A 25737-nucleotide genomic window follows, 5' to 3' on the forward strand; every position below is an offset into this window, starting at 1 on the left:
GGCGCAGCGCATTCGGGAATGGCGCCAGCCGCCCGCTGCCAAGCGCATGCCGGCCGATGGCGGCTTACTCCAGCTGGGCGTGCAGGAACGCGCGTGCCCGCTGCCACTGCCGGTAGACCGTGCGCTCCGAGACCTCGAGCAGGCCCGCGATCTCGACAAACTCGAGCCCGCCGAAATAGTGCAGCTCGACGATGTCGCGTTGCTGCGGGGCAATCTCGCCCAGCGCTTCGAGTGCCTCGTGCACCCCGAGTACGTCGGGCGCCTGGGCGCCGGGCAGCGACTCGGTCAGGGTCACCTCCAGTAGATCGCCACCGCGCTTGCCGGCGGCGCGGCGGCGCGCGTGGTCGACCAGGATCCAGCGCATCGCCTTGGCCGCGGTAGTGAAGAAATGGCGGCGGCTGCTGGCGGTGAGCGGTTCGCCGCTGGTCGCGCGCAGGTACAGCTCGTGCACCAGCACGGTCGGCGTCAGCGTGCGTTCGCCCGAATGCAGGCGCGCCGCGGCAATCTGGCGAAGCTGTGGGTAGAGCCGCTCGAAGACTTCGGAGAGCTGCCCGGGCTCGCCGGCGCTGACCCGCTCCAGCAACTGCGTGATCTCGTTCCCCATGCGCGGCAGTCCCATGCCCGGGCGCAGGCCCGGATTACAGGGTAGCCAAAATTGCCGCCGGGTGGCGGGTGGCAGTCGCGGGCTGTCGTCTGCGGATGTGCTGGGGACCATCCTCTCTGCCGGAGTACTCCATGACCGTCCTGCCGCTGCGCCCCTCCCACCTGTCCGCCACCCTGCTGCTGTGCCTGGCCGCAGGCCTGCCCGCTGCCGCCCAGGTCCAGGTCACACCACCGCCGGCGCGGTCCGGGGTGCAGGTGACCCCGCCGCCGGAGCGGTCGCAGGTGCAGGTCAAGCCGCCGCCGCAGCGGCCGGTGACGCGGGTGGTGGTACCCACCCGGCACAGCGGTGCGGTGGTGGCGCCCACGCGGGGGAGCCGGGTGGCAGCACCGCCGCCGCGCGGCCATCTCGAGCTGCACCGCGCCCAGATCCAGGGCCTGCGCGACAGCGGGGCGGCCGCGATCGACAAGCCGCTGCCCGGAGGCTGGGCGCTTGCCGGGTTCGAACTTCGCTTCCTCAACGGCGACCACAAGCTGCGCCGCATCGGCCTGCTGGGCGAGGATCGCTTCGTGCGCCTGGCCTTGGCCGACCAGAACGGCGACGACCCGTTCGGCGGCCGCGTGCTGCTGACCTCGCTGCCGGGCGCGAAGGTGCAGCAGGTCACGGCCGATGGCGGCGGCAAGTTCGACATCCGCCTGCCCGGCGCCAGGCCGGCGGATTCAACCCTGGTGCTGTCGGGCTTCGAGTTCCGCCGCGCCAACGGCAGCGACGCCAACCTGCGCAACATCGCCGTCTGGCTGGACCCGGAGCGCAACGTCGCCCGCGTCTCGCTGACCGACGACCAGGGCCTGGATTTCCGCGGCCTGGAGGCCAGCCTCGGTGCGATGGCCGCCAGCATGCTGGTGCCCTTGCCCGGCCTGCTGGAAGTGGGCAGCGTGGTCAGCGGCACCGGCGCCGCCAACCGCGCGATCAGGCAGGCCTCCGGGCAGTACCGCGGCTATCGCGTCAGCGTGCAGTACGCCTGGATCCCCAACAGCCAGGTGGCCAGCCGCGGCGGGCTCACAGGGACCGATCGGACCCGCTCGACCCTGCCGGCCAACGCCCGCATCGATGCGCTGCAGGGCTTTGAATTCACCTTCACCAACAGCGACCACCACCTGCTCGGATTGGGACTGAACAGCGACGGCCGCGGCGCGGCCCTGTTCCAAGACGGCAACGCAGGCGATCCGATGCAGTGGTCGGCGACCTACCTCACCTTGAAATAAGGCAGCGGGCGGGACCCACGCGCCGCGCGCGCCTGCGACAGCGCGCGGTTGTGCGCGGCGCCGCCGCTGTCGTCGGTATGCCCTTCCATCGACAGCTGCAGCGCAGGCGCCTGCTTCAGCAGCGCCAGCACCTGTTCGATCTGCGGCTGCGAGTCGGGCAGGATCTCGGCCCTGTCGACCGCGAAGTTGCCCTGGATCGCGACCCGGCCAGCGGCGTCGAGCTGCTGCTTCAGCGCATCGGCCGGCAGCAGCGCCGCGGTCTGCGCCAAGCCTGGATGCGCCGCCATAGCCGGCGGGCGTCGACAGCCAGGGAAACGCGTCGCCCCAATGCGCGCTCTGCTCGAACGGACGCTGGTCGATGACCACCATCGCCGCCTGTTGCGTGTCGATCGACAGCTGCACCCAGACCGTACGACCCGGCTGGCGGATCACGTACACCGAGGTCGGCATTTTTGCGTCCAGGTTGACGCCGTCGATGAAGCCCTGGCCGATCTCCTGCTCGAGCTGGCCGTAGTACAGGTCGCGCAGCAGCGGGCCGTCGAAGACCTTGTGCGCGCCCGCCTGCTCGAGCACCGCTTCGAGGTTGCGGCGCAGCTCCAGCGCCGAGAATTCCTTGTCGCGGCGGCGCTCGCGCTCGATGCCCAGGCGCCCGTCCCAGGCCGCGTCTTCGACCCAGTGCAGGCGAGGCTATCCGATCGCGATTTGGTGGCACTGCAGGTGCACCCACGCCGCCTGCAGGCGCGGTGCGTCGATGCCCGCCGCCTGCGCGCGCCGCAGCATGTCGCCGACGATATGCGCCGCTTCCACGCGGCCGCCGGCTTCGAGGTCGCGCAGCATCGAGGCCTTCACCTCCGATGCGGGGTCGACCAGGCTGGCGCGGGCGATGCCGCGTGCCTTGTCCGGCACCGGCTGGCCTTCGGCGGCGGCCACTGCCAGGCATTCCCCGTGCAGTGCGGCCATGAACGCCGCGCCGCCGTCGCAGGCGACGATGTCGCCGACGCTGGCGCGCATCAGGCAGGTTCCCGCTGCCAGCGTGGCAAGGAAGCTGAACTTGATCCACTGCTCCTGCGCGATGTCGTCGCTGGCCCGGTGATCAATGCCCGCCTGCGCGCACAGCGCGGCGAAGGCGTCCACGCGCGCGCTGGTGCCACCGCTGCGTTCGCCGAAGGTGATCGAGGCCGGCCGGCCCAGGTGCGCGATGCTGCCGTCGTCGTGCTTGACCACGCTGATGAAACACAGCCCGCCCAGCACCGTGTCGCGGCCGAAGCGGGCGTCGAGCGCGTCGTAGTGGACCAGGCCATTGAGGATCGGCATCAGGCTGGTGTTATCGACCATCGCCGGCGCGACGGCGTCGATCGCGCCCTCCAGGTCGTAGGCCTTGCAGCTCAGCACCACCAGGTCGAACGGCGCTTGCGCCACGGCCGCGGCCAGTGTCTGCGCGGTCAGCGTGCGCGCGGCGACGTCGGCATCCCCCAGGGGGCTGCGGATACGCAGCCCATCGCGCTGCAGCTCCCCGGCACGCGTCGGACGCACCAGGAAGCTGACGTCGGCGCCCGACTGCGCCAGCCGCCCACCGAAGTAGCCACCGGTGCCGCCGGCGCCGAGCACCAGCACGCGCATCAGCTGCGCAGCCCCACGCCGCGCTTGAGCAGCCACAGCGACAGCCCGCCCAGCGCCACGACGAAGAACAGCATCAGCGCGTAGGCGATCCACAGCGGCACGTCGCTGGTGCCAAGCAGGCCGTAGCGGAACGCGTTGACCATGTAGAAGATCGGGTTGGCGTGGGTCGCCGCCTGCGCCCAGCCGGGCAGCAGCTGGATCGAATAGAACACGCCACCCAGATAGGTGAGCGGGGTCAGGATGAAAGTCGGCACGATCGCCACGTCGTCGAACTTCTTGGCGTAGATCGCGTTGACGAAGCCGGCCAGCGAGAAGATCGTCGCGCCCAGCAGCACCGTGCTCAGCGTGACCAGCGGGTGCGGGATGCGCACGTCGGTGAACAGCATCGCGATGCACAGCACGACCACGCCGACCATCAGCCCGCGCGCCACCGCGCCGGCGACATACCCGCCCAGGATCACCCAGCCCGGCATCGGGCTGACCAGCAGCTCCTCGACGTGGCGGCCGAACTTGGCGCCGAAGAAGCTCGAGGAGATGTTGCCGTAGCTGTTCTGGATCACGCTCATCATCACCAGGCCCGGGACGATGAACTCCATGTAGGTGTAGCCACCCATGTCGCCGATGCGCGCGCCGATGAGCTGGCCGAAGATCAGGAAGTACAGCACCATGGTGATCGCCGGCGGCACCAGGGTCTGGCTCCAGATGCGCAGGATCCGCATGATCTCGCGGCGCGCGACCGTTGCCAGCGCGATCCGGTTGCGGCGCGCACTGTCGGCGGATGCGACGCTGGTGCGGGAGATGGCGTTCAAGCGGCCTGCTCCTGCGGCCTGGCGGTCATGCGCACGAACAGCTCCTCGAGGCGGTTGGACTTGGTGCGCATCGAACGCACGCGGATGCCGGCCGCATCGAAGATGGCGAACACGCGGTTGAGGTCCATCGCCCGCGGCATGTCGAGGTCGAGCGTGTGGTCGTCGAGCGCGACCAGGGTGGCGCCCTCGATCTCCGGCAGCGTCGCCGGCAGCGCGCCCTGGACGTCGAACAGGAATCCCTCGACGTCGAGCTTGGCCAGCAGCGCGCGCATCGGCCCCTGCTCGACGATCCGGCCGTGGTCGATGATGGCCAGGTTGCGGCACAGCGACTCGGCTTCCTCCAGGTAATGGGTGGTGAGGATGATCGTGGTGCCTGCGGCGTTGATCTCGCGCAGCACGCGCCACATGTCGCGGCGGATCTCGATGTCGACGCCGGCGGTGGGCTCGTCGAGGATCAGCAGCCGCGGCCGCGTCATCATCGCCCGCGCGATCATCAGCCGCCGCTTCATGCCGCCAGAGAGCGTGCGGCTCATCTGCCCCGCCTTGTCCCACAGGAAGGCGCGCTTGAGCTCTTCTTCCGCGTGCAGCAGCGCCTGCGCGCGCGGCACGCCGTAGAAGCCGGCGTAGTTGACCAGGATGTCGAGCGGCTTCTCGAACATGTTGAAGTTGATTTCCTGCGGCACCAGGCCGATCTGGCGCATGGCCGCGCCGCGATCGGTGGCCAGGTCGATGCCGAACACCGAGACCTCGCCGCCGCTCTTGTTCACCAGCGAGGAAATGATGCCGATCAGGGTGCTCTTGCCGGCGCCGTTGGGGCCGAGCAGGGCGTAGAAATCGCCCGGATGCACGTCCAGCGAGACGCCCTTGAGCGCCTGCACGCCGTTGTCGTAGGTCTTGCGGAGGTCGCGGATCCGCAGCGCGGGCGCGCCCGGGGCCGCTTGGGATTCTGGGATCATCGCGTGGGCCTTGACCGCGTGATTCGCGGCAAGCCGTTAGTATAGGCGGCCCATCGGCCCACTCCCGGGCCGCACCGTCCCATTCCCGATTTGGCCATCGTCCAGTTCCCGCTCAAACTCACCGGTCGGCGCATGCTTGCGCCCTCGGTCGCGCACCTCACGTTTAGCCGCGATGACGGCCAGCCGCTGGACTACATCCCCGGCCAGTTCATCCAGGTGCACTTCCAGTACGCCGACGGCACGCCGACCAAGCGCTCGTACTCGCTGGCGACGATCCACGACCATGCGCTGGGGGCGGGCGATGCGGTCGAGATCGCGGTGAGCTACGTGCCCGGTGGCGCGGCGACCGCGCTGTTCGAGGGCCTGGACGAAGGCAGCACCGTCCAGGCCAGCGGCCCGTTCGGACGCTTCTGCCTGATGCCGGGCGATGCCAACCGTCGCTATGTGCTGATCGGCACCGGCACCGGCGTGACGCCGTATCGCGCGATGCTGCCGCTGCTGGAGAAGGCGATCGCCGAGCGCGGAATCGAAGTGGTGCTGCTGTTCGGCGCGCGCACGCCGGACGAGCTGCTGTACGGCGACGAGTTCCGCGCATTCGCGCAGCGCAATCCCGCATTTCGCTTCGTGCCCTGCTTCTCGCGCGAACTGCCAGTCGTCGGTTCGCCGCAGGCGCATGACGACGTGCGCCACGGCTACGTACAGCAGTTCCTCGCCGAGTTCGCGCCGGATGCGGCGACCGACATCGCCTACCTCTGCGGCAATCCGAACATGGTCGATGCCTGCTTCGAGGCGCTGAAGGAAGCGGGGCTGGCAGTGCCGCAGATCCGCCGCGAGAAGTACGTCAGCAGCAAGTAGCGGCGGCGGCACCCCTCGGCATCACTGCCGCGAGTCGGCTCGGGATTTCCCTGTCAAGCTCGCTTGACACCAACGTCGCTCCCGCACATCCTGCCTGTCAAGCACCCTTGACACCCCAGCATGCACGCCTGCCGGATCGAACCCCGCTTCTCCCCGCCCCAGCCGGGGTCGCCGCCATGGTGGTGAGCCCCTGCCGCGTGCTGGTCGCGACCGCCGTCGTGCCGGGTTCCGCCGCACTGCTGCTGCCACGCCAGGGCCCGGCGGCGCGGAGCCGGCGATGAGAAGCCGGGTCCGCGAACTGCGCGAGGCGCGCGGCTGGTCACAGACGCAGCTGGGCGAACGTCTGGAAGTATCCCGACAGACCGTCAACGCCATCGAGACCGGCAAGTACGATCCCAGCCTGCCGCTCGCGTTCCGCATCGCCGCCGTGTTTGAAACCAGCATCGAATCGATCTTCTTCCCGGAGGCACCTGCATGAAGTCCCCGCTGTTTCCCCTGTCCCTGCTCGCCGCAGGCCTGCTGCTGGCGGCCTGCGACGGCGGTCCGCGGCAGCAGTCCGGTCCGCGCGCCGATGCGCAGGGCAGCCTGCATTACGGCGCGCTCGCCTTCGAGCCCTGCGCGCTGGCCGGGCCCGGCGGCAGCTCGGTCGAGGCGCAGTGCGCGACCCTGGCCGTGCCCGAGGACCATGCCGCGCCGGACGGCCGCATGATCGACCTGGCGATCGCACTGGTCCCGGCCAAGGGCATGGCCGAGGCCGACCCGATCTACATGATCGCCGGCGGGCCCGGCCAGTCGGCGATCGAGAGTTTCCCGATGGTGGAGGGCGCGTTTTCCGACGTGCGGCGCAACCGCCACGTGGTCCTGGTCGACGCGCGCGGCACCGGCGGCTCGAACCCGCTGCACTGCCCCGGCTTCATGGATGACGAGGTCCTGGCCAATCCGGAGAACGAGACGCCCGAGGCGGTGGTCCGGCTCACCGAGGCCTGCCGCGACGTCCTGCAGAAAACCGCGGACCTGCGTTTCTACACCACCGGCGACCACGTCCGCGACCTCGACCTGGTGCGGCAGAAGATCGGGGTCGAGCGCATCAACCTGGTCGGCATCTCCTACGGCACGCGCGTCGCCCAGCAGTACGCCGCCGCCTATCCGCAGCACACCCGCAGCCTGGTCCTCGACTCGGTGGCGCCGAACTCGCTGGTGCTCGGGCAGGACCACGCACGCAACCTCGAGGACGCGCTCGATGCGCAGTTCCAGCGCTGCCGCGCCAGCGAGGCCTGCCTGACCAACCTCGGCGATCCGCGCCAGCAGCTGACCCTGGTGCGCGAACGGCTGCAGGCCGGCGGCATCGCGCCGGTGCGCTACCGCGACCCGGTCTCGGGCGAATGGCGCGAGGAGGTACCGCGCGACGGTCATCTGATCGGATTGCTGCGGATGTACGCCTACCAGCCGTCGATGGCGGCCACCTTGCCGCTGCTGCTGCACGAAGCCGCCCAGCAGCGCTACGAAAGCCTGCTCGCCCAGTCGCGCATGCTGTCGTCGCAGATGAACGACTCGATGGCGATGGGCATGGGCCTGTCGGTGAGCTGCAGCGAGGATGCCGCCGAGTTCCGCAGTGCCGCCGACGACGACGCAACCGTGCTCGGCAACCTGCTGGTGGACCTCATGCAGCAGCAGTGCGCGGTGTGGCCGAAGGGCGTACGCAGTGAAGGCTTCCGCTCGCCGCTGTCAGGCGAGGTGCCGGTGCTTGCGATCAGTGGTGAACTCGATCCGGTCACACCGCCGCGCTACGGCGACGAAGTGGTGGAGACGCTGCCCAACGGACGCCACCTGGTGCTGCCGGGCCAGGGCCACAGCGTGCTGGGCAGCGGCTGCATGCCCAAGCTGTTCGCCCAGTTCATCGAATCCACCGATGCCCATGCAATGGATGCCGGTTGCCTGGACCGCCTGTCCGCGCAGCCGCCCTTCGCCGGCAACTACGGCTGGGAGCCGTGACAGGGCGCGTCGTTGTTGATCCGCGATGGACGGCATCCGCCGCCATCCGGATCCGCCTGATCGAACCAGCGTTCAACACTCCACGCATCACGGACATCCCATGATCCGCATCGACAACCTGCACAAATCCTTCAAGAGCAAGACCGGCACCGTGCACGCGGTGAAGGGCGTGGGCTTCGAGGCACGCGACGGCGAGATCACCGGCCTGCTCGGTCCCAACGGCGCCGGCAAGACCACCACGCTGCGCATGCTGTACACGCTGATGACGCCCGACCAGGGCCGCATCGAAGTCGACGGCATCGACGTGGCGAAGGATCCGACCGCCGTGCGCCAGCGCCTGGGCGTGCTGCCCGACGCGCGCGGCGTATACAAGCGCCTGAGCGCGCGCGAGAACATCGCCTACTTCGGCCGCCTGCACGGGCTGGACGAGACCACGATCCGCGACCGCACCGCGGCCATGGCCAAGACGCTGGTGATGGAGGATTTCCTCGACCGGCGCACCGAGGGCTTCAGCCAGGGCCAGCGCACCAAGACCGCGATCGCGCGCGCGCTGGTGCACGACCCGCGCAACGTGATCCTCGACGAGCCCACCAACGGCCTGGACGTGATGACCACGCGCGGACTGCGTGGCTTCCTGCGCGGGCTGCGCGACGAGGGCCGCTGCGTGATCTTCTCCAGCCACATCATGCAGGAGGTCGCCGCGCTGTGCGATCGCATCGTGGTGATCGCGCACGGCGAGGTGCGCGCGATCGGAACGCCGGACGAATTGCGTGAACAGACCGGCCTGGCCGACCTGGAGGACGTGTTCGTGCGGCTCGCCGGCCTGGAAGCAGAAGCTGCGATGGGAGAGCAGGCATGAAGGCGATCTGGACTGTCGCGAAGAAGGAACTGCTGGACCTGTTCCGCGACCGCAAGACGATGATGCTCGGCCTGTTCCTCGGGCCGATCGTGATCCCGGCGCTGATCCTGGGCATGGGCGCGCTGGCCGAGAAGAAGATGCGCACCCAGCTGGAATCCACGCTGGAGCTGCCGGTGATCGGCGCCGAGCACGCGCCCAACCTGGTCGCCTTCCTCAAGGGCCGCAACATCGAGGCCAAGCCGGCGCCGCAGGATCCGGATCGGGAAGTGCGCGACCAGGACTGGGACGTGGTGCTGAAGATCGATCCGGAATTCGGCGAACAGTGGCGCGGCAGCCGCAGCGCGAAGATCGAGCTGATCTATGACAGCTCGCGCCAGGACTCGCAGATCCCGGTCAACCGCCTGCGCGGCGTGCTGCTCGAGTACAGCCGCACCGTCGGCGTGCTGCGCGGGATCAACCGCGGCGTCAGTCCCGAGGCGGGCTTCGCGCTGCAGGTCGGGCAGCGCGACGTGGCCACGCCAGAGGCGCGGCGCGGCATGCTGCTCGCCTTCCTGCCCTACCTGCTGATCCTGCTGAGCTTCCTGGGCGGCGCGGCACTGGTGATCGACGTCACCGCGGGCGAGCGCGAGCGCCAGTCGCTGGAGCCCCTGTTGGCGACGCCGGCGGCGCGCGCGGCGATCATGAGCGGCAAGATCCTCGCCGCCTGCCTGTTCGGCATGCTCTCGCTGCTGCTGATCGTGCTGTCGCTGAAGTTCGCGTTCCAGCTGGCGCCCGGGCCGATGCAGCTGGTCGATGTCTCGCTGCCGGTGATGGCCCAGCTGCTGCTCGTGCTGCTGCCGATGGTGCTGATCGGCACCACCCTGCTGACCCTGATCGCGGCCAGCGTCAAGTCGGTGAAGGAGGCGCAGAGCTACATGAGCGTGCTGATGTTCCTGCCGATCATCCCGACCATCGTGCTGATGGTGAACCCGATCAAGAACCAGCTGTGGCAGTTCGCGGTGCCGTTCCTGGCGCAGAACCAGATGATCCTCAAGCTGGTGCGCAGCGAAGCGATCAGCGCGCAGGAATGGGCGGTGTACATGGGCGCCGGCTTCGGCCTGGGCCTGGTGCTGTGGCTGCTCGCGGCGCGCCTGTACCACCAGGAGAGGCTGGCGATCTCGGCCTGAGCCGCGGAGCCAAGAGGTTCTTTCCCATTCGAGGGAGTCGGCCGGACTGCAAGCGAATGGATCAGGCCTGCGGTTGGAGTCGTCCCGGGCCGGGGGTTGCTCCCCGGCTCGGTCAGCCATTCATGGCTGACTCGCCGCCGCAGCGCATCCATGCGCTGCTTTCCGCAACCCCCCGCCCCGCAACGACCATCGCCCAGTCACTGGCGTGGCTTTGAAGAAAGCTGGCCATCGAGGCATCGCAGCGCCAGTCGCAGTGAGCCGTGCCCTGGCGACCGGGGATCGCGGAAAGCAAAACATGGATGTTTTGCGCGCGAGTCAGGGCAGGGAGAGCGTGGATGGCTTGCGCGGCATGCCGCGCATCCACGCGAGCGCCCGGCATGCTGTGCCGGGCCGGACCGCGTAGCGGCCCTGACCGAGCGAAAAGCGATCCCCGGTCGACAGGGCATGGCGTCCATTCGAAGCCGGCCCGAGACTTCCAGCAACCTGTCCGCCTTCTCCCTCAATTGGGAGAAGAGCCAAGAAAAAGCCCGGCGAGTGCCGGGCTTTTCTTGTTGCCGCGATGCCGCGATTACTGCGACGGGCTGAAGCTGATCGTGCGGCGGGTGGTGACCGGTGCCGGGACCGGCTCGAAGCGCCAGCGCCGGACCGCGTTGATCGCCTCGCGGTCGAAGGTGCGCGGCGGGTCGGCGCGGACCACGCGCACTTCGCCGACCGAACCGTCCAGGCCCACGGTGAACTCGACCTGCACTTCGCCACCGGTACCGGCGCGCAGCGCATCGGGCGGATAGCGCGGCGCCGGCGTGCTGATCGCGCGCAGGTCGCTGGCGCTGGCCGCCGGACGGTTGGCTGGCCGGTTGGCGGCCTGGCGCGCGGCTTCCTGGCGAGCCGCTTCCTCGCGCGCGGTCTCCTGGCGGGCGGCTTCCTGGCGCGCCGTTTCCTGGCGCTGTGCGTCCTGGCTGGCCTGGGCCTGCTGCGTGGCGAGTTCGCGTGCGGCCTGCTCCTGGGCCAGGCGCTGCTGCTCCAGGCGGTCGCGCTCGAGCTGCTGGCGCCGCTCGCCTTCCTGCTCGGCGGTGAGCTGCTCCTGCTGGGCACGACGCCCGGCCTCGGTCTCGGCGCTGGCGATGGTGTTCTTCAGGCGATCGACCGCCGGGTAGGACGAGTCGGTCTTTTCGATCAGGGCCAGCAGGCGACGGGCCTCGTCGAAGTCGCCGCGGTCGCGGCTCTGCTCGGTCGCGATCACGGTCATCGGCAGCAGGTCGACCAGCGCGCTGGACACCCCGGCATTGGCCGGATCCTTGTCGCGCAGCGCGAGGTAGTACTCCATCGCGTTGTCACCGCCCGGGGCGTACAGCCGGCTCTCCTGGTAGGCCTTGGATGCGGCCTCGCGCAGCTGGTCGGCGCTGAGCGCGGCCACTTCGGCCGACACGGCCTCGGCGGGTGCCTGCTGCGCGGCCGGCGCATCCGGCCCCGCTGCTGGCGTGGCAGCCGGCGCGTCGGCGGGTTCCTGTTTGCATGACGCGAGCAGCGTGGCCAGGCTCAGTGCAAGTGCGGCGCCGGCCAGCAGTCGACGCGGCCCCCTCCGGCCGCCCGCGGTGGTGTTGATGAACATCGGTTTCCCCTGTGTGGAACAGATCACGTGGCGCCTAGGACGCGACAGCGCGTCGCGTTTGTCAACTGACGCCGTGGTCGGCTTCGAGTCTGCGTGCCTGCGGGCCGGCAAAACTGTGACGGCGTTTGCGAAAACGCGCACATGGCGCGCTGGCCTGGCCTACGGTCCACCTGACCCGCGACGGCGACGCTACTTGCCGATGCAGAACGTCGAAAAGATCCGGCCAAGCAGGGCGTCGGGCAGGGTGCGCCCGGTGATTTCGCCCAGCGCATCCTGGGCCAGGCGCAGGGCTTCGGCAGCAAGGTCGAGGTGGTCGTGGGCCAGCACCGCAGTCGCGTCGCCCAGCGCCTGACCGGCGCGACGCAGCGCGTCGACGTGGCGCGCGCGCGCGGTGAAGGCACCCTCGGCCGGCGCATTGCCCTCGGCCGCCTGGCGCAGGCCCGCATGCAGCAGGTCCAGGCCCGCGCCGGTACGCGCAGAGACGGCGATCGCGCCTTCCGGCAGCGACGCCGCGGGATCCGCCAGGTCGGACTTGTTGTACACGACGAGGCGCTGCGGCACGCCGATGATGTCGGCAGCCACCGCGCGCAGGCCGGCGTCGGGGTCACGCGCATCCAGCACCACCAGCGCAAGGTCGGCGCGTCGCAACTCGGCGCGCGCACGACGCATGCCCTCGCGCTCGATCGCATCGCCGTCCTCGCGCAGGCCCGCGGTATCGACCAGGTTGAGTTCAAAGCCGTCGATGCGCAGGGTTTCGTGCAGCAGGTCGCGGGTGGTGCCGGCGATCTCGGTGACGATCGCACGCTCGCTGCCCGAGAGCGCATTGAGCAGTGAACTCTTGCCGGCGTTGGGCGGGCCGACGATCACCGCGTGCAGGCCGTCGCGCAGCTTGCGGCCGCGCTCGGCGGCGACCAGCAGCGTGTCGAGCTGCGCGCGCGCCTCGGCCAGGCCCTTGTTCAGTGCGTTGCCGCCCAGGGTTTCGATGGGTTCGTCGGCAAAGTCGATCGCCGCCTCCACGTGCACGCGCAGCGCCATCAGGCGCTCGGCCAGCGCGTCCACGCGCATCGAGAACTCGCCTTCCAGCGCGCGCCGGGCGGCGCGGGCGGCGCGCTCGTCGCCGGCCGCGATCAGGTCGGCGACCGCTTCGGCCTGGGCCAGGTCCAGGCGTCCGTTGAGGTAGGCACGTTCGCTGAACTCGCCCGGCCGCGCCATCCGCGCGCCCAGGGCGCAGCAGCGCGCCAGCAGCTGACGCAGCACCGGCGCGCTGCCGTGGGCCTGCAGCTCCACCACGTCCTCGCCGGTGAAGCTGGCCGGGGCGACGAAGGCCAGCGCGATGCCGTCATCGATCACGCCGCCCTCGGCGTCGCGGAAGCGCACGTGGTGCGCGTGCCGCGGCTGCAGCACGCGTCCGCACAGCTGGCGCGCGATCGCCGCCGCCTCCGGCCCGGACAGGCGCACGATGCCGACGCCGCCGGCGCCCGAGGGCGTGGCGATGGCGGCGATCGTGTCGCTGGTCTCGGCGCGGCGGGCGTTCATGGGTGCGGAACGAGGAAGCCCGCCGGCTGGCGGGCTTCGCAGTGGCCGATCAGGCCTTGGCCGGTGCCGGCTCGCCGTACTTGCGCAACATGTACCACTGCTGCAGCAGGCCCAGGCCGCCGTTGGTGACCCAATACAGCACCAGGCCGGCCGGGAAGAAGACCATCATCACGCCGAACACCAGCGGCATCATCTGCATCATGCGCTGCTGCATCGGATCCATGCCGGTCATCGGCGAGAGCTTCTGCGTGGCCCACATCACCGCGATGTTGATCACCGGCAGGATGAACCAGGGGTCACGCGCGGTCAGGTCCTGGATCCAGCCGATCCACGGCGCGTGGCGCAGTTCCACCGACTCCAGCAGCACCCAGTACAGGGCGAAGAAGATCGGCATCTGCAGCACTACCGGCAGGCAGCCACCGACCGGATTGATCTTCTCCTTCTTGTACAGCTCCATCATCGCGACCTGGAACTTCTGCTTGTCGTCGCCGTAGCGTTCCTTGAGCTGCGCGATGCGCGGCTGGAACCTGCGCATCTTCGCCATCGACTTGTACTGCGCGGTCGCCAGCGGGAACAGCAGGATCTTCACCAGCATCACCAGGCCGACGATCGCCCAGCCCCAGTTGCCGATCAGGCCGTGCAGCTTGGCCAGCACCCAGAACAGGCCTTCGCCCAGCCAGGCCATCAGCGAGAAGCGGCTGTAGTCGACCACGCGGTCCAGGCCCGGCACCTGCTGCGCCTTGATCTGGCCGACGAGCTTGGGGCCGACCCACAGCCGCGCGCTGTCGACCACCTGCTGCCCGGGCGCGACCACGACCGGCGCGCTGGCCATCTCGCGGATCAGGTAGCGCGGCGCGCCGCTGCTGGTGTCGGTGTCGAGAGTGATCGCCTTCTTCGCGCCGGCGGTGTCGCCCGGCAACCATGCACCGAAGAAATGGTGCTGCACGAACGCGGTCCAGGTGTTGCTGTCGGTCGCGTTGATCGCGCCGTCTTCGTAATCCTTGAACCAGCGGCGCGTGTAGCCGCCTTCGTCGCCGTACCAGGTCGCGCCGGTCAGGCTGAACGACTCTGGGTTGGTCATGCCGCGCTTGACGTTGGGCGAGCCGCGCAGCAGCTGCCGGTAGGGATAGCCCTGCCAGGGCTGGCTGCCCTGGTTGATGATCTCGTCGCGCACACCGATCGCGTACTGGCCGCGCGTGAGCACGTAGCTGCGGCGGATCTCGACGCCATCGGGTCCGCGCCAGACAAAGGGCACCACCAGCTGATCCTGGCCCGGGGCGAGGACGAAGCTGCGTTCGCTGCCGGCCGGCACGAAGCCCTGCTCGTGGTTGGGCGCCGGGCCGCTGCTGGCCCAGCCGCTCTGCGCGGCGTAGAAGTGCTGCGGGGCGCTCTCGAACAACACCACCGGCGGGCTGGCCTCGTCGCGGGTCTGTGGATAGTCGAGCAGCTCGGCGCGCAGCACGCTGCCGCCATCGATCACCAGCCGCAGCACGTCGGTCTCGACCTGGACCGCGCTGGCCTGCGCCGGCGTGGCGCGGCTTTCCGGGATCACGCCCGGGGCCTGCGGCACGGTGGGCGCGTCGGGCACGCCGGCCGCTCCGGCTGCGCCGGTCGGCGGCGACACCGGCACCGCGCCGGCGCCGGCAGGCAACGTCTGCAAGGTGTCCTGCGGCGGTGGCGCGGCCTTTTCCTTGTTCCATTCCATCCACAGCAGCACCGCCACCATCAGCCAGGCAACGATCAGGAAGGTGCGGGTCTGGTTCATCGGACAGGCAGGCTCATTCGCCGGAAGGACACGGCGCGGTGGGAGGAGGCGGGGATGCCGTGCGGGAATCGGCAGCGGGCATTGTGCCGTCCGGCGCCGGGTGCGGCAACGCACCGGCACGACGCAGCAGCGACATCATGGCTTCGCGCAGTGCTTCAGGCGAGGCTGCGGCGGCAGGCGGACGCGCAACCAGTACGTAGGCGCCGGCGGGCAGCGTGCCGCGCTCGTGCCGGAACTGGTCGCGCAGGATGCGTTTGATGCGGTTGCGGCCCACCGCACGGCGGTCAACCTTGCGTGATACCGCCAGCCCCAGCCGCGATGGTTGCCCGTCGGCCAGCCAGTGCAGGGCAAGCATGGGCAGCGCCACGCGGCGCCCGCCCTTGAAGATGCGGTCGAAATCCGCGCTCGCGCGCACCCGCGCATCTCGCGGGAAGCCGGCGTCGGTCATGGATCAGGGGTCCCGGCCGGTGTGGCGGCCGGAGGCAGCAGCTTGCCGCGGCTCAGGCCGACAGGCGCTTGCGGCCCTTGGCGCGGCGGCGGGCAAGGATCTTGCGGCCGTCGGCGGTCGCCATGCGGGCACGGAAGCCGTGGTCGCGCTTGCGCTTGAGGTTGCTGGGCTGGTAGGTGCGCTTGGTGGCCATGGCGTTTACTGACAATGCAGCGGGCGGAAAGAACCGGCAATTCTAGCGACGCCCCCCGGGCACGGTCAAGCGGGCGCACTTTTCGGACCGGTGCGGGCGGATGCGCGGGTCTGGTGCGGGTGGTAGTCTGCCCTCCCCCTTTGTGCCCCTCCCGACCGGCCGCAGCCGCGCGCCGGGCGCCCTCCTTTTCCCCTCAAGACTGTTGCGCGAACGCTCTATGGATGCCTGGCCCCGCTGCCTCGAACGTCTGGAAGCCGAACTGCCGGCCGAGGACGTGCACACCTGGCTCAAGCCGCTGCAGGCGCGCCGCCAGGACAGCCGGACCGTGCTGTATGCGCCCAACGCATTCGTGCGCGACGAGGTGGAAAGCCGCTACCTGCAGCGCATCCGCGAGCTGCTGGCGCACTTCGCCGGCAGCGGCGACGTGCAGCTGGAGATCGGGTCGCTGCCGCGCGCCACGGTCGCCCCTGCCGCCAGCACGGCGCACGGCGCGCCCGCCGCGGCCACGCCTGCGCCGATGGTGTCCTTCGCCGGTCACCTGGACAGCCACTACACCTTCGACAATTTCGTCGAGGGACGCAGCAACCAGATGGGCCGGGCCGCCGCCTGGCAGGCCGCGCTCAAGCCCGGCGACCGCTCGCACAACCCGCTGCTGCTCTATGGCGGCACGGGGCTGGGCAAGACCCACCTGATGTTCGCCGCCGGCAACGCGATGCGCCAGGCCAACCCGGCCGCGCGCGTGCTGTACCTGCGCTCGGAGGAGTTCTACAGCGCATTCTTCCGCTCGATCCAGGAACGGACCTCGGACCAGTTCAAGCGCCAGTTCCGCCAGATCGATGCGCTGCTGATCGACGACATCCAGTTCTTCGCCGGCAAGGACCGCACCCAGGAAGAGTTCTTCCACACCTTCAATACGCTGTTCGACAGCCGCCAGCAGATCATCATGACCTGCGACCGCTACCCGCGTGAGGTGGACGGCCTGGAGCCGCGGCTGAAGTCGCGCCTGGCCTGGGGCCTGTCGGTGGCGATCGACCCGCCGGACTTCGAGACGCGCGCGGCGATCGTGCTGGCCAAATCACGCGAGCGCGGCACCATGGTGCCCGACGAGGTTGCCTTCCTGCTGGCCAAGAAGATGCACGGCAACGTGCGCGACCTTGAGGGCGCGCTCAATTCGCTGGCCGCGCGCGCCAACTTCACCGGTCGCACCATCACCGTGGAGTTCGCCCAGGAAACCCTGCGCGACCTGCTGCGCTCACAGCAGCAGTCGATCGGCATCCCCAACATCCAGAAGGTCGTGGCCGACTACTACGGCCTGCAGATGAAGGACCTGCTGTCCAAGCGCCGCACCCGCTCGCTGGCGCGTCCGCGGCAGATGGCGATGGCGCTGGCCAAGGAACTCACCGAACACAGCCTGCCCGAGATCGGCGACGCCTTCGCCGGCCGCGACCACACCACCGTCCTCCACGCCTGCCGCCAGATCCGCAACCTGATGGAGACCGACGGCAAGCTGCGCGAGGATTGGGACAAGCTGATCCGCAAGCTGAGCGAGTAACCACAGGCCGGGCCGCGGTGACCTCGACGCAGCCAGGGTCGGCATCTCCAGCACAACCTGGCGTTGTCATCTCGACCGCAGGGAGAGATCCCGCAGCTGCCGGACTGCAACCGTCCCTGCGGGGCTTGCGAGACGTTCCACGGCGCTTGTCTGCCAGTCTGCGACCCTCCCCCGCCGCGTCGCGGTGGCCGGGCGTCTGCGTCGGCGCACGCTGCCGGAAAGCCGCCGCCCCGCGCCCTGAAACCTTCGCTACACTAGATGTTGTGGTGCCCGTGGACAGCACTGGCACAAGCTGTGGACAAGTTTCGAGGCTGGAATCCATCCACAGCTTGCCCCCGCCAGGCAGTGCACCTTGTCCACACCAGAAAACCGCTAGAAAAATCATGAAAAACAACGGGTTAGCGTCGTTATGCCCGCTGTGCAGGCCCCCCAAGCACCACCGCTTTTGAAGTTCTTACTGTTTTAAAAGCCTTGTTACAGGAACCCAACGCATGCGTTTCAGCCTGCAACGCGAAGCCCTCCTGAAGCCGCTGGCGCAAGTGGTCAACGTCGTTGAACGACGCCAGACCCTGCCCGTCCTGGCCAACCTGCTGACCCAGGTCGCGGGCGGCCAGCTGTCGCTGACCGGTACCGACCTGGAGGTCGAGATGATCTCCCGGGTGACGGTCGACGACGCGCAGGACGGGGAGACGACCATCCCCGCCCGCAAGCTGTTCGACATCGTTCGCGCCCTGCCTGACGGCAGCAAGGTCACGGTCTCGCAGAACGGCGACAAGATCACCGTGCAGGCAGGGCGCAGCCGCTTCACGCTGTCCACCCTGCCGGCCAATGATTTCCCGTCGGTGGACGAGGTCGAGGCCACCGAACGCGTCAGCGTGCCCGAAGCCGCGCTCAAGGAACTGATCGAACGCACCGCCTTCGCGATGGCGCAGCAGGACGTGCGCTACTACCTCAACGGCCTGCTGTTTGACCTGGCCGACACGCGCCTGCGCTGCGTGGCGACCGACGGGCATCGCCTGGCGCTGTGCGAAGCCGCGCTGGAAGAAGCCGTCGCGACCAAGCGCCAGATCATCGTGCCGCGCAAGGGCGTGCAGGAGCTGCAGCGGCTGCTGGAGGGCGGCGATCGCACGGTGGTGCTGGAAATGGGGCGCAACCACATCCGCATCAAACGCGACGACGTGACCTTCACCAGCAAGCTGATTGACGGGCGATTCCCGGACTACGAGGCGGTGATCCCGATCGGCGCGGACCGCGAGGTCCTGGTCGATCGCGAAGCCCTGCGCGCCTCGCTGCAGCGTGCGGCGATCCTGTCGAACGAGAAGTACCGCGGCGTGCGGCTGGAGATGTCGCCGGGCCTGGTGCGGATCAACGCGCACAATCCCGAGCAGGAAGAGGCGCAGGAAGAGGTCGAGGCCGAGACCAAGGTCGACGGCCTGGCGGTGGGCTTCAACGTCAATTACCTGCTCGATGCGCTGTCCGCACTGCGCGACGAGCAGGTGGTGCTGCAGCTTCGCGACGCCAACTCGTCCGCGCTGGTGCGTGAGGCCTCCAGCGAGCGCTGCCGTCACGTGGTGATGCCGCTGCGCCTCTGATGCCGGTTGCTGTGTTCCACGTGGAACCTGCGCTTCGCCCGGCTTCGGCCGGGCGAAGTCGTTTGGCGGAGCCGGAATGCGCGCAGCCCGCCTGCGCTCGTGCCGGGGTTGGCGCATGCGCCTGACCCGACTGACCGCCACCGGCGTCCGCAACCTGGAGCCGTTGGACCTGGCGCCCGGGCCGCAGCTCAACCTGATCCTTGGCGCCAACGGCGCCGGCAAGACCAGCGTGCTCGAAGCCATCCACCTGCTCGCCTACGGTCGGAGCTTTCGCGGGCGGGTCCGCGACGGACTGGTGCGGACCGGATCCGAGTCGCTCGAGGTCTTCGCCGAATGGGCTGAGCCGGTCGATGTCCGCAGGCGTGCGGGGCTGCGCCACAGCGGGCAGGCGTGGACCGGTCGGCTCGACGGTGAGCCGGTTCAACAGCTGGGCGATTTGTGCGCAGCACTTGCGGCCATCAGTTTCGAGCCCGGCAGCCATGCGCTGGTGACGGCCGGGGCTGAGGCGCGGCGCCGCTACCTGGATTGGGGCCTGTTCCACGTGGAACAGGGTGAGGGGCAGTTCCGTCCGGTCTGGCGCCGGTTTACCCGCGCGCTCAAGCAGCGCAACGCCCTGCTCAAGCAGCGGATCGCCGCCGGCCAGCTCGAGGCCTGGGATGCGGAGCTTGCAGCAGCGGCCGAACTGCTGGACCAGCAGAGGCGTGACTACGTCGAGCGCCTGCAGCCCCGCTTCGGCGCCCTTTCCGCAGCCATGGCGCCGCAGCTGGGCGAGGGCCACATCGAGTACCGGCCTGGCTGGCGCCGCGATCAGCTGTCTCTGGCCGACGCGCTGCTGCTTGCCCGCGACAGGGACCTGGCCGCCGGCTTCACCTCGGTGGGCCCGCATCGTGCCGACTGGCGTGTCGTGCACACAAACCGCCCTTCGGCTGAAACCCTGTCGCGCGGGCAGGCCAAGCTCACCGCGCTGGCCTGCCTGCTGGCGCAGGCGGAGGACTTCTCCGCGTGCAGGGGTCACTGGCCGGTGTTCCTGCTGGACGACCTGGCCTCCGAGCTCGACCGCGAGCATCAGCGTCGGCTGCTGGAGCGCCTGCATGGCAGCGGCGCCCAGGTGTTCGTAACCGGGACCGAGGCTGGCCCGGTACTGGCAGAGGTGGGTGCGTGGCCCCTGACAGTGTTCCACGTGGAACATGGCGTGGTGTCCGCCGTCTGAAGCCCGCTGTGCCGCCGATTGCAGCTGAAGCCCAACCGGTCCGTCCGCGGCCCACGGCCCAGCCATGGCGCCTGGCGCGGTATAATTCGCGCTTCCGTTCCAATAACTTAAGTGTCGTGGCGCCCGACCAGCTCCCGCGCGGCGTCACTACGGTGGTGTGCGAATGACCGAAGAAACCCAGATCCCGGCGGCTGCCCCCGTCCAGGCCTACGATTCGAGCAGGATCACCGTGCTGCGCGGCCTGGAGGCCGTGCGCAAGCGGCCCGGCATGTACATCGGCGACGTGCACGACGGCACCGGCCTGCACCACATGGTGTTCGAGGTGGTGGACAACTCGATCGACGAGGCCCTTGCCGGCCACGCCGACGAGGTCGTGGTGACGCTCCACGAGGACGGCTCGGTGTCGGTGTCCGACAACGGCCGCGGCATCCCGGTCGACATCCACAAGGAAGAAAACCGCTCGGCCGCCGAGGTCATCATGACCGTGCTGCACGCCGGCGGAAAGTTCGACGACAACAGCTACAAGGTTTCGGGCGGCCTGCACGGCGTGGGCGTGTCGGTGGTCAATGCGCTGTCGTCCAAACTGACGCTGGACATTTGGCGCGACGGCTACCACCACCAGCAGGAATACGGCCTCGGCGAGCCCGTCTATCCGCTCAAGCAGCTGGACGCCTCGCCGCGGCGCGGCACCACGCTGCGCTTCTGGCCGGCGAAGGAGATCTTCTCCGACACCGAGTTCCACTACGACATCCTGGCGCGCCGCCTGCGTGAGCTCTCGTTCCTCAATTCCGGGGTCAAGATCACCCTGGCCGACGAGCGTGGCGAGGGTCGCCGCGACCTGTTCGAGTACGAGGGCGGCATCGCCAGCTTCGTCGAGCACCTGGCCCAGCTGAAGACGCCGCTGCACCCCAACGTGATTTCAGTGACCGGCGAGCAGAACGGCATCACCGTCGACGTGGCGCTGCAGTGGACCGACTCCTACCAGGAAACGATGTTCTGCTACACCAACAACATCCCGCAGAAGGATGGCGGCACCCACCTGATCGGCTTCCGCTCGGCGCTCACGCGCACGCTCACCAACTACATCGAGCAAAACGGGATCGCCAAGCAGGCCAAGGTCAGCTTCACCGGCGACGACATGCGCGAGGGCCTGATCGCGGTGCTGTCGGTGAAGGTGCCGGACCCAAGCTTTTCCTCGCAAACCAAGGAAAAGCTTGTCTCATCAGACGTGAGACCGGTGGTTGACAGCACGTTCGCGTCACGTCTGGAGGAGTTCCTGCAAGAACACCCCCACGAAGCCAAGGCCATCGCCGGCAAGATCGTCGACGCCGCGCGCGCGCGAGAGGCCGCCCGCAAGGCCCGCGACCTGACCCGCCGCAAGGGCGCGCTGGACATCGCCGGCCTGCCGGGCAAGCTGGCCGACTGCCAGGAGAAGGATCCCGCCCTGTCGGAGCTGTTCATCGTCGAGGGCGACTCGGCCGGCGGCTCGGCCAAGCAGGGCCGCAACCGCAAGAACCAGGCGGTGCTGCCGCTGCGCGGCAAGATCCTCAACGTCGAGCGTGCGCGCTTCGATCGGATGCTGGCGTCGGACCAGGTCGGCACCCTGATCACCGCGCTGGGCACGGGCATCGGCCGGGACGAGTACAACCCCGACAAGCTGCGCTACCACCGCATCATCATCATGACCGACGCGGACGTGGACGGATCCCACATCCGCACCCTGCTGCTGACCTTTTTCTACCGGCAGATGCCCGAGCTGCTCGAGCGCGGCCACATCTACATCGGCCTGCCGCCGCTGTACAAGATCAAGCAAGGCAAGACCGAGCTGTACCTGAAGGACGACGCGGCGCTCGATGCCTACCTGGCCGGCAACGCGGTCGAGGGCGCCTCGCTGGTGCCCGCCGTCGGCGAGCCTGCGATCGAGGGGCCCGCGCTGGAGAAGCTGCTGCTGGCCTACGCCGGCGCGCGCGAGGCGATCGCCCGCAACACGCACCGCTACGATCCGCTGCTGCTCGAGGCCCTGATCGACTTCACCCCGCTCGATCCCGCGGCGCTGAGCGCCAACACCGACGAGCGCCATGAGCTCGACGTGCTGGAAAAACGCCTCAACCAGGAAGGGCTCGGCCGCCCGCGCTACGCGCTGGAATGGCAGCCGGAGCTGGAAGACCGTCCGGCCGCGCTGATCTCACACCGCCGCCACATGGGCGTTGAGGCGATCCAGGTGCTGCCGCTGTCGGCCTTCGAGGGTGGCGAACTGCGTGCGCTCAAGGAAGCCGCCGCGCTGCTGCACGGCCTGATTCGCGAGGGCGCGCAGATCCTGCGCGGCAATCGCGCCCAGCCGATCGCCAGCTTCGCCCAGGCGCAGGCCTGGCTGCTCGAGGAAGCCAAGAAGGGCCGCCAGATCCAGCGCTTCAAGGGCCTGGGCGAAATGAACCCCGAGCAGCTCTGGGACACCACGGTGAATCCCGAGACGCGGCGCCTGCTGCAGGTGCGGATCGAGGATGCGGTCGCCGCCGACCAGATCTTCAGTACCCTGATGGGCGACGTGGTGGAACCGCGTCGCGCGTTCATCGAGGACAATGCGCTCAAGGCGTCCAACCTCGACATCTAGGCGCGCCGCGCCCGGCCCGGTCGAACCAGACCGGGCCTCTGGAGTCACACGCAGCGGACCCTGCACAGCCGCCCGATGGCCACCGCGCCAGCGAGGGGGTTGACGAAACCTTAAGACACCCGCCGCCACACTCGCGGCGAACAGCAGGGGTCGCGTACATGAGGCACACCATTGCAGCACTGGTTATCGTCGCATCGCTTGCGGCGTGTGCCACCACCACCTCGTCGACGGGCCGCACCCAGTACGTGGGCGGCGTGTCGCAGGACCAGCTCAACCAGCTTGGCGCGCAGGCCTTCACCGAGGCCAGGCAGAAGGGTCCGCTCAGCACCGATGCCCGCCAGAACGCCTACGTGCGCTGCGTGGTCGATGCGCTGGTGCGGCAGCTGCCCGCTGACCAGCGCGCCTTCGCGTGGGAAAGCGCGCTCTTCGCCGAGAAGGAGCCCAACGCCTACGCGCTTCCGGGCGGCAAGGTGGGAATCAACACGGGCCTGTTCACCGTGGCCAAGAACCAGGACCAGCTGGCCGCCGTGGTCGCGCACGAGATCGGCCACGTAATCGAGCGCCACCATGACGAGCGCATCACCCGCCAGATGGGTGCATCCGGCGCGGTCCAGCTGCTCGGCGCGCTTGCCGGCGACTACGGACAGCTGGCGACGCAGGGCGGCGGCCTGCTGGCCCAGACCGGCTTCCTGCTGCCCGGCTCGCGCGCGCAGGAAAGCGAGGCCGACGTCGTCGGCCAGCGGATGATGGCCCAGGCCGGCTTCGACCCGCGCGCGGCCGTCGCACTGTGGCAGAACATGATTGCCGCCGGTGGCAGCCGCCCGGCGCAATGGCTGTCCACCCACCCGGATCCGCAGAGCCGAATCTCCGAACTGCAGGCGCGCGCCACCCAGCTGCTGCCGACATGGGAACAGGCACGCGCTGCCGGCCGTCGCCCCAGCTGCGGCTGAATCTTCCGGGCTTCCCGCCCGAACCCTTTCCCGACCTCCTTCCAAGCCCTTGCGCCCCTGGCGCATGAAACCAGGTGATACCCATGCCCAAAAAGAACCTACCGACCCGCCTGCTGACCGCGATGATGGCCACGGGCTTGATGCTGGCGACGACTGCCGCGCTGGCGCAGAGCTCCAGTACGCGCGCGGAAGAGCGTCGCGCCCAGCGCGGCAAGTCCGATGCGGAGGCGAAGGTCCCGCGCTACCCCGAGGCAACGCGCAAGGAACCGGATGCCAAGACCTCGTCGCGCTCGGCCGGCACGCGCCTTGGCAAGTTGTCTGACGCCTATGAGGCGCAGGACCTCGAGCAGACGCCTGCACTGGCTGACGAGATCATCGCCGACGAGAAGTCCAACGCGTATGAGAAGTCACTGGCCGCCCGGATCGCGGGCGCCCTGCTGATCGGTCAGGACGACGCCCGGTCGCTCGCCTACCTGCAGCGCGCGCTGGAATTTGATGGCCTGAAGAACGAAGAGCACTACGAGGTGATGAGCATCATCGCCCAGCTGCACGCGCAGGAAGACCGGTTCGACGAGGCGCTCGCCACCATGGAGCGACTGGAGACCGAAACCCGCAGCCAGGACCCGGCCCTGCTCGCCCTCAAGGGCAACATCCTGCTGCGCCAGGAGCGCTACCCGGAAGCCATCGCGCTGCTCAAGCCACTGGTCGACTCGCCGGAAGCCAAGCCCGAATGGCAGCAACTGCTGATGGCGGCCTACGCCGAGTCGGGCCAGGGCGCGGAGGCATCGAAGCTCGCCCAGCAGATCGCGGCAAGCACCCCCGACGACAAGCGCTCCCAGCTCAACCTCGCCGCGACCTACCTGCAGACCGACCAGTACGACAAGGCAGCCGCCGTGTACGAGGCACTGCGCGCCAAGGGCGAGCTCACCGAGGAGCGCGAGTACCGCAACCTGATGGCGTCCTATCTGAGCCTCGACGATGGCCAGGCGAAGGCCATCGAGGTCATCAACGAGGGGCTGGCGAAGAACATCCTCAAACCCGACCACCAGACCTACGTGGCGCTGGCCCAGGCGTACTATTTCGGCGAGCCGCAGCAGATGGCCGAGGCCATCGGTGCCTACCAGAAGGCCGCGCCGCTGGCGCCGACCGGCGAGACCTGGCTCAATCTGGCCAAGCTGCTTTCCAACGAAGGAAGGCTGCCGGAAGCCAAGCAGGCAGCCCAGTCGGCACTTGACAAGGGCATCAAGAATCCGGACGAGGCCAAGCGCATTCTTTCGCGCAGCAACTGATCCTTCGTCACGATGGAAACCGGTTGGTATCGCGCCCACTGATTGGTATAAGCTTGGCCGTTCCCGTCACCGAAAAGCCGGTGACGGATACGACACGAACCCGGACGCGCTGCGTCCGGCCAGACTTGAGTTCAACGCATGACCGAACGCTTGCCGAAGACCGACAAGAACGACGAAGACGAAGGTCTGGATTGGGCGCGAATTGCCGGTTTCACCTTGGTGGTCGCGATCCACGCCGGGGCGCTGCTGCTGCTGCTGGCACCCGCGACGCCGCCCCAGGCCGAGCAGCAGGACGACGCCGCCACCCGCGTGGTGATCATCGAACCGCCGCCGCCCCCGCCGCCGCCGCCGCCGCCGCCGCCCGAGGCCCCCAAGCCGACGCCGATCAAGGAGCTGGTGCCGCCGCAGCCCTCGCCGCTGCCGCCGCCGCCCGAGGAGCCGCCAGTGGTGTTCGACGATCCCTCGCCGGTCGATACGCCCGCGCCGCCGCCGGCACCGCCCGCGCCGCCGCAGGCGCAGCCGGACATCGGTGCCAGCGTCGACATTTCATCCAAGGCCATGAACCCGCCGCAGTACCCGGCCGCCGCGCTGCGTGCCGGCATCGAGGGCACGGTCATCCTGGTCATCGACGTCGACGCCAACGGCAACGTCACCGACGTGTCGGTCGAGAAGTCCAGTCGCAACCGTGACCTCGACCGAGCGGCGATGCAGGCCGCGCGTCGCTGGAAGTTCAGCCCGTCGGTCGTCAATGGCCGGCCGGCCGCAGGGCGCGTCCGCGTGCCGGTGGACTTCAACCTCGGCGGCTGATCGACCAATACAGATTCACGCGTTACAACGCTCCACTCCCAACACTTCAACA

The 25737-nt window shown here is 69.1% G+C and carries 24 protein-coding genes; 14 read left to right on the plus strand and 10 right to left on the minus strand.

The window, feature by feature from the left end; all coding sequences use genetic code 11:
- Positions 1-64 precede the first annotated feature (64 nt).
- The gene (locus tag ACW5DW_RS12260; protein WP_457019204.1) at positions 65-604 is read right to left on the minus strand and encodes an ECF-type sigma factor; all 540 of its coding nucleotides are present in this window, start codon (positions 602-604) and stop codon (positions 65-67) included.
- A 131-nt stretch (positions 605-735) separates the two neighbouring features.
- On the opposite strand from ACW5DW_RS12260, the gene ACW5DW_RS12265 reads away from it, so the two are divergent.
- Entirely contained in the window at positions 736-1866 is a 1131-nt protein-coding gene (locus ACW5DW_RS12265; protein WP_457019205.1) for a hypothetical protein, read from the plus strand.
- Here ACW5DW_RS12265 and ACW5DW_RS12270 read toward each other — a convergent pair.
- Positions 1848-2135, minus strand: a complete 288-nt coding sequence (locus ACW5DW_RS12270; RefSeq protein WP_457019206.1) for an OmpA family protein — start codon at positions 2133-2135, stop codon at positions 1848-1850. The genes ACW5DW_RS12265 and ACW5DW_RS12270 overlap by 19 nt on opposite strands.
- Positions 2136-2224: 89 nt before the next feature.
- Between ACW5DW_RS12270 and ACW5DW_RS12275 the strand changes: the two genes are divergently transcribed.
- Positions 2225-2380, plus strand: a complete 156-nt coding sequence (locus ACW5DW_RS12275) for a hypothetical protein (RefSeq protein WP_457019207.1) — start codon at positions 2225-2227, stop codon at positions 2378-2380.
- Positions 2381-2553: 173 nt separating this feature from the next.
- On the opposite strand, the gene panE is transcribed toward ACW5DW_RS12275, so the two are convergent.
- From panE to ACW5DW_RS12290, 3 genes are read right to left on the minus strand one after another with little or no spacing between them, the layout of a single operon-like run.
- Entirely contained in the window at positions 2554-3486 is a 933-nt protein-coding gene (panE, locus tag ACW5DW_RS12280; RefSeq protein ID WP_457019208.1) for a 2-dehydropantoate 2-reductase, read from the minus strand.
- Positions 3486-4286, minus strand: a complete 801-nt coding sequence (locus tag ACW5DW_RS12285) for an ABC transporter permease (protein WP_457019272.1) — start codon at positions 4284-4286, stop codon at positions 3486-3488. The genes panE and ACW5DW_RS12285 overlap by 1 nt, the downstream gene beginning before the upstream one ends.
- A gap of 5 nt (positions 4287-4291) precedes the next feature.
- Positions 4292-5251: an ABC transporter ATP-binding protein gene (locus ACW5DW_RS12290; RefSeq protein ID WP_457019209.1), complete on the minus strand. Its 960-nt coding sequence runs from the start codon at positions 5249-5251 to the stop codon at positions 4292-4294.
- Between the two features lie 90 nt (positions 5252-5341).
- Here ACW5DW_RS12290 and ACW5DW_RS12295 point away from each other — a divergent pair, with 90 nt between their 5' ends.
- The 5 genes from ACW5DW_RS12295 to ACW5DW_RS12315 all read left to right on the plus strand — a co-directional run bounded on the left by ACW5DW_RS12295 (position 5342) and on the right by ACW5DW_RS12315 (position 10123).
- Positions 5342-6106, plus strand: a complete 765-nt coding sequence (locus ACW5DW_RS12295) for a ferredoxin--NADP reductase (RefSeq protein ID WP_457019211.1) — start codon at positions 5342-5344, stop codon at positions 6104-6106.
- A gap of 277 nt (positions 6107-6383) precedes the next feature.
- Positions 6384-6584, plus strand: coding sequence for a helix-turn-helix transcriptional regulator (locus ACW5DW_RS12300; RefSeq protein ID WP_457019212.1), 201 nt, complete (start codon positions 6384-6386; stop codon positions 6582-6584).
- Entirely contained in the window at positions 6581-8098 is a 1518-nt protein-coding gene (locus tag ACW5DW_RS12305) for an alpha/beta fold hydrolase (protein WP_457019213.1), read from the plus strand. Before ACW5DW_RS12300 ends, ACW5DW_RS12305 begins: the two co-directional genes overlap by 4 nt.
- A 100-nt stretch (positions 8099-8198) precedes the next feature.
- Positions 8199-8957 carry an ABC transporter ATP-binding protein gene (locus ACW5DW_RS12310; protein ID WP_457019214.1) on the plus strand — a complete coding sequence of 253 codons (759 nt, stop codon included), beginning with the start codon at positions 8199-8201 and terminating at the stop codon, positions 8955-8957.
- Complete coding sequence (locus tag ACW5DW_RS12315; RefSeq protein WP_457019216.1) at positions 8954-10123, plus strand: ABC transporter permease; 1170 nt, start codon at positions 8954-8956, stop codon at positions 10121-10123. Before ACW5DW_RS12310 ends, ACW5DW_RS12315 begins: the two co-directional genes overlap by 4 nt.
- A 568-nt stretch (positions 10124-10691) precedes the next feature.
- Here ACW5DW_RS12315 and ACW5DW_RS12320 read toward each other — a convergent pair.
- From ACW5DW_RS12320 to rpmH, 5 genes are all read right to left on the minus strand, one after another.
- On the minus strand, positions 10692-11732 hold the full coding sequence (locus ACW5DW_RS12320; RefSeq protein ID WP_457019217.1) for an energy transducer TonB: 1041 nt from the start codon (positions 11730-11732) through the stop codon (positions 10692-10694).
- A 189-nt stretch (positions 11733-11921) separates the two neighbouring features.
- On the minus strand, positions 11922-13268 hold the full coding sequence (gene mnmE, locus ACW5DW_RS12325; protein ID WP_457019218.1) for a tRNA uridine-5-carboxymethylaminomethyl(34) synthesis GTPase MnmE: 1347 nt from the start codon (positions 13266-13268) through the stop codon (positions 11922-11924).
- Positions 13269-13317: 49 nt separating this feature from the next.
- Positions 13318-15033 (minus strand): membrane protein insertase YidC, encoded by a 1716-nt coding sequence (gene yidC / locus ACW5DW_RS12330; protein WP_457019219.1) that lies wholly within the window; start codon positions 15031-15033, stop codon positions 13318-13320.
- Positions 15034-15046: 13 nt separating this feature from the next.
- Complete coding sequence (gene rnpA / locus ACW5DW_RS12335; RefSeq protein ID WP_457019220.1) at positions 15047-15481, minus strand: ribonuclease P protein component; 435 nt, start codon at positions 15479-15481, stop codon at positions 15047-15049.
- Positions 15482-15533: 52 nt separating this feature from the next.
- Positions 15534-15674 carry a 50S ribosomal protein L34 gene (gene rpmH / locus ACW5DW_RS12340; protein ID WP_027070414.1) on the minus strand — a complete coding sequence of 47 codons (141 nt, stop codon included), beginning with the start codon at positions 15672-15674 and terminating at the stop codon, positions 15534-15536.
- Positions 15675-15891: 217 nt separating this feature from the next.
- Here rpmH and dnaA point away from each other — a divergent pair, with 217 nt between their 5' ends.
- The 7 genes from dnaA (at position 15892) to ACW5DW_RS12375 (ending at position 25685) form a co-directional block, all read left to right on the plus strand.
- Positions 15892-17226: a chromosomal replication initiator protein DnaA gene (gene dnaA, locus ACW5DW_RS12345; RefSeq protein WP_457019221.1), complete on the plus strand. Its 1335-nt coding sequence runs from the start codon at positions 15892-15894 to the stop codon at positions 17224-17226.
- 491 nt (positions 17227-17717) lie between these two features.
- Positions 17718-18818 (plus strand): DNA polymerase III subunit beta, encoded by a 1101-nt coding sequence (dnaN, locus tag ACW5DW_RS12350; protein WP_457019223.1) that lies wholly within the window; start codon positions 17718-17720, stop codon positions 18816-18818.
- A gap of 115 nt (positions 18819-18933) precedes the next feature.
- Positions 18934-20028, plus strand: coding sequence for a DNA replication/repair protein RecF (gene recF, locus ACW5DW_RS12355; protein WP_457019224.1), 1095 nt, complete (start codon positions 18934-18936; stop codon positions 20026-20028).
- 163 nt (positions 20029-20191) lie between these two features.
- Complete coding sequence (gyrB, locus tag ACW5DW_RS12360) at positions 20192-22639, plus strand: DNA topoisomerase (ATP-hydrolyzing) subunit B (protein ID WP_457019225.1); 2448 nt, start codon at positions 20192-20194, stop codon at positions 22637-22639.
- Positions 22640-22797: 158 nt separating this feature from the next.
- On the plus strand, positions 22798-23589 hold the full coding sequence (locus ACW5DW_RS12365; protein WP_457019226.1) for a M48 family metallopeptidase: 792 nt from the start codon (positions 22798-22800) through the stop codon (positions 23587-23589).
- Between the two features lie 83 nt (positions 23590-23672).
- Entirely contained in the window at positions 23673-24878 is a 1206-nt protein-coding gene (locus ACW5DW_RS12370) for a tetratricopeptide repeat protein (RefSeq protein WP_457019227.1), read from the plus strand.
- A 138-nt stretch (positions 24879-25016) separates the two neighbouring features.
- Complete coding sequence (locus ACW5DW_RS12375) at positions 25017-25685, plus strand: TonB family protein (RefSeq protein ID WP_457019228.1); 669 nt, start codon at positions 25017-25019, stop codon at positions 25683-25685.
- Positions 25686-25737: the final 52 nt, after the last annotated feature.

The sequence above is a fragment of the Luteimonas sp. A482 genome (genome assembly GCF_054072655.1).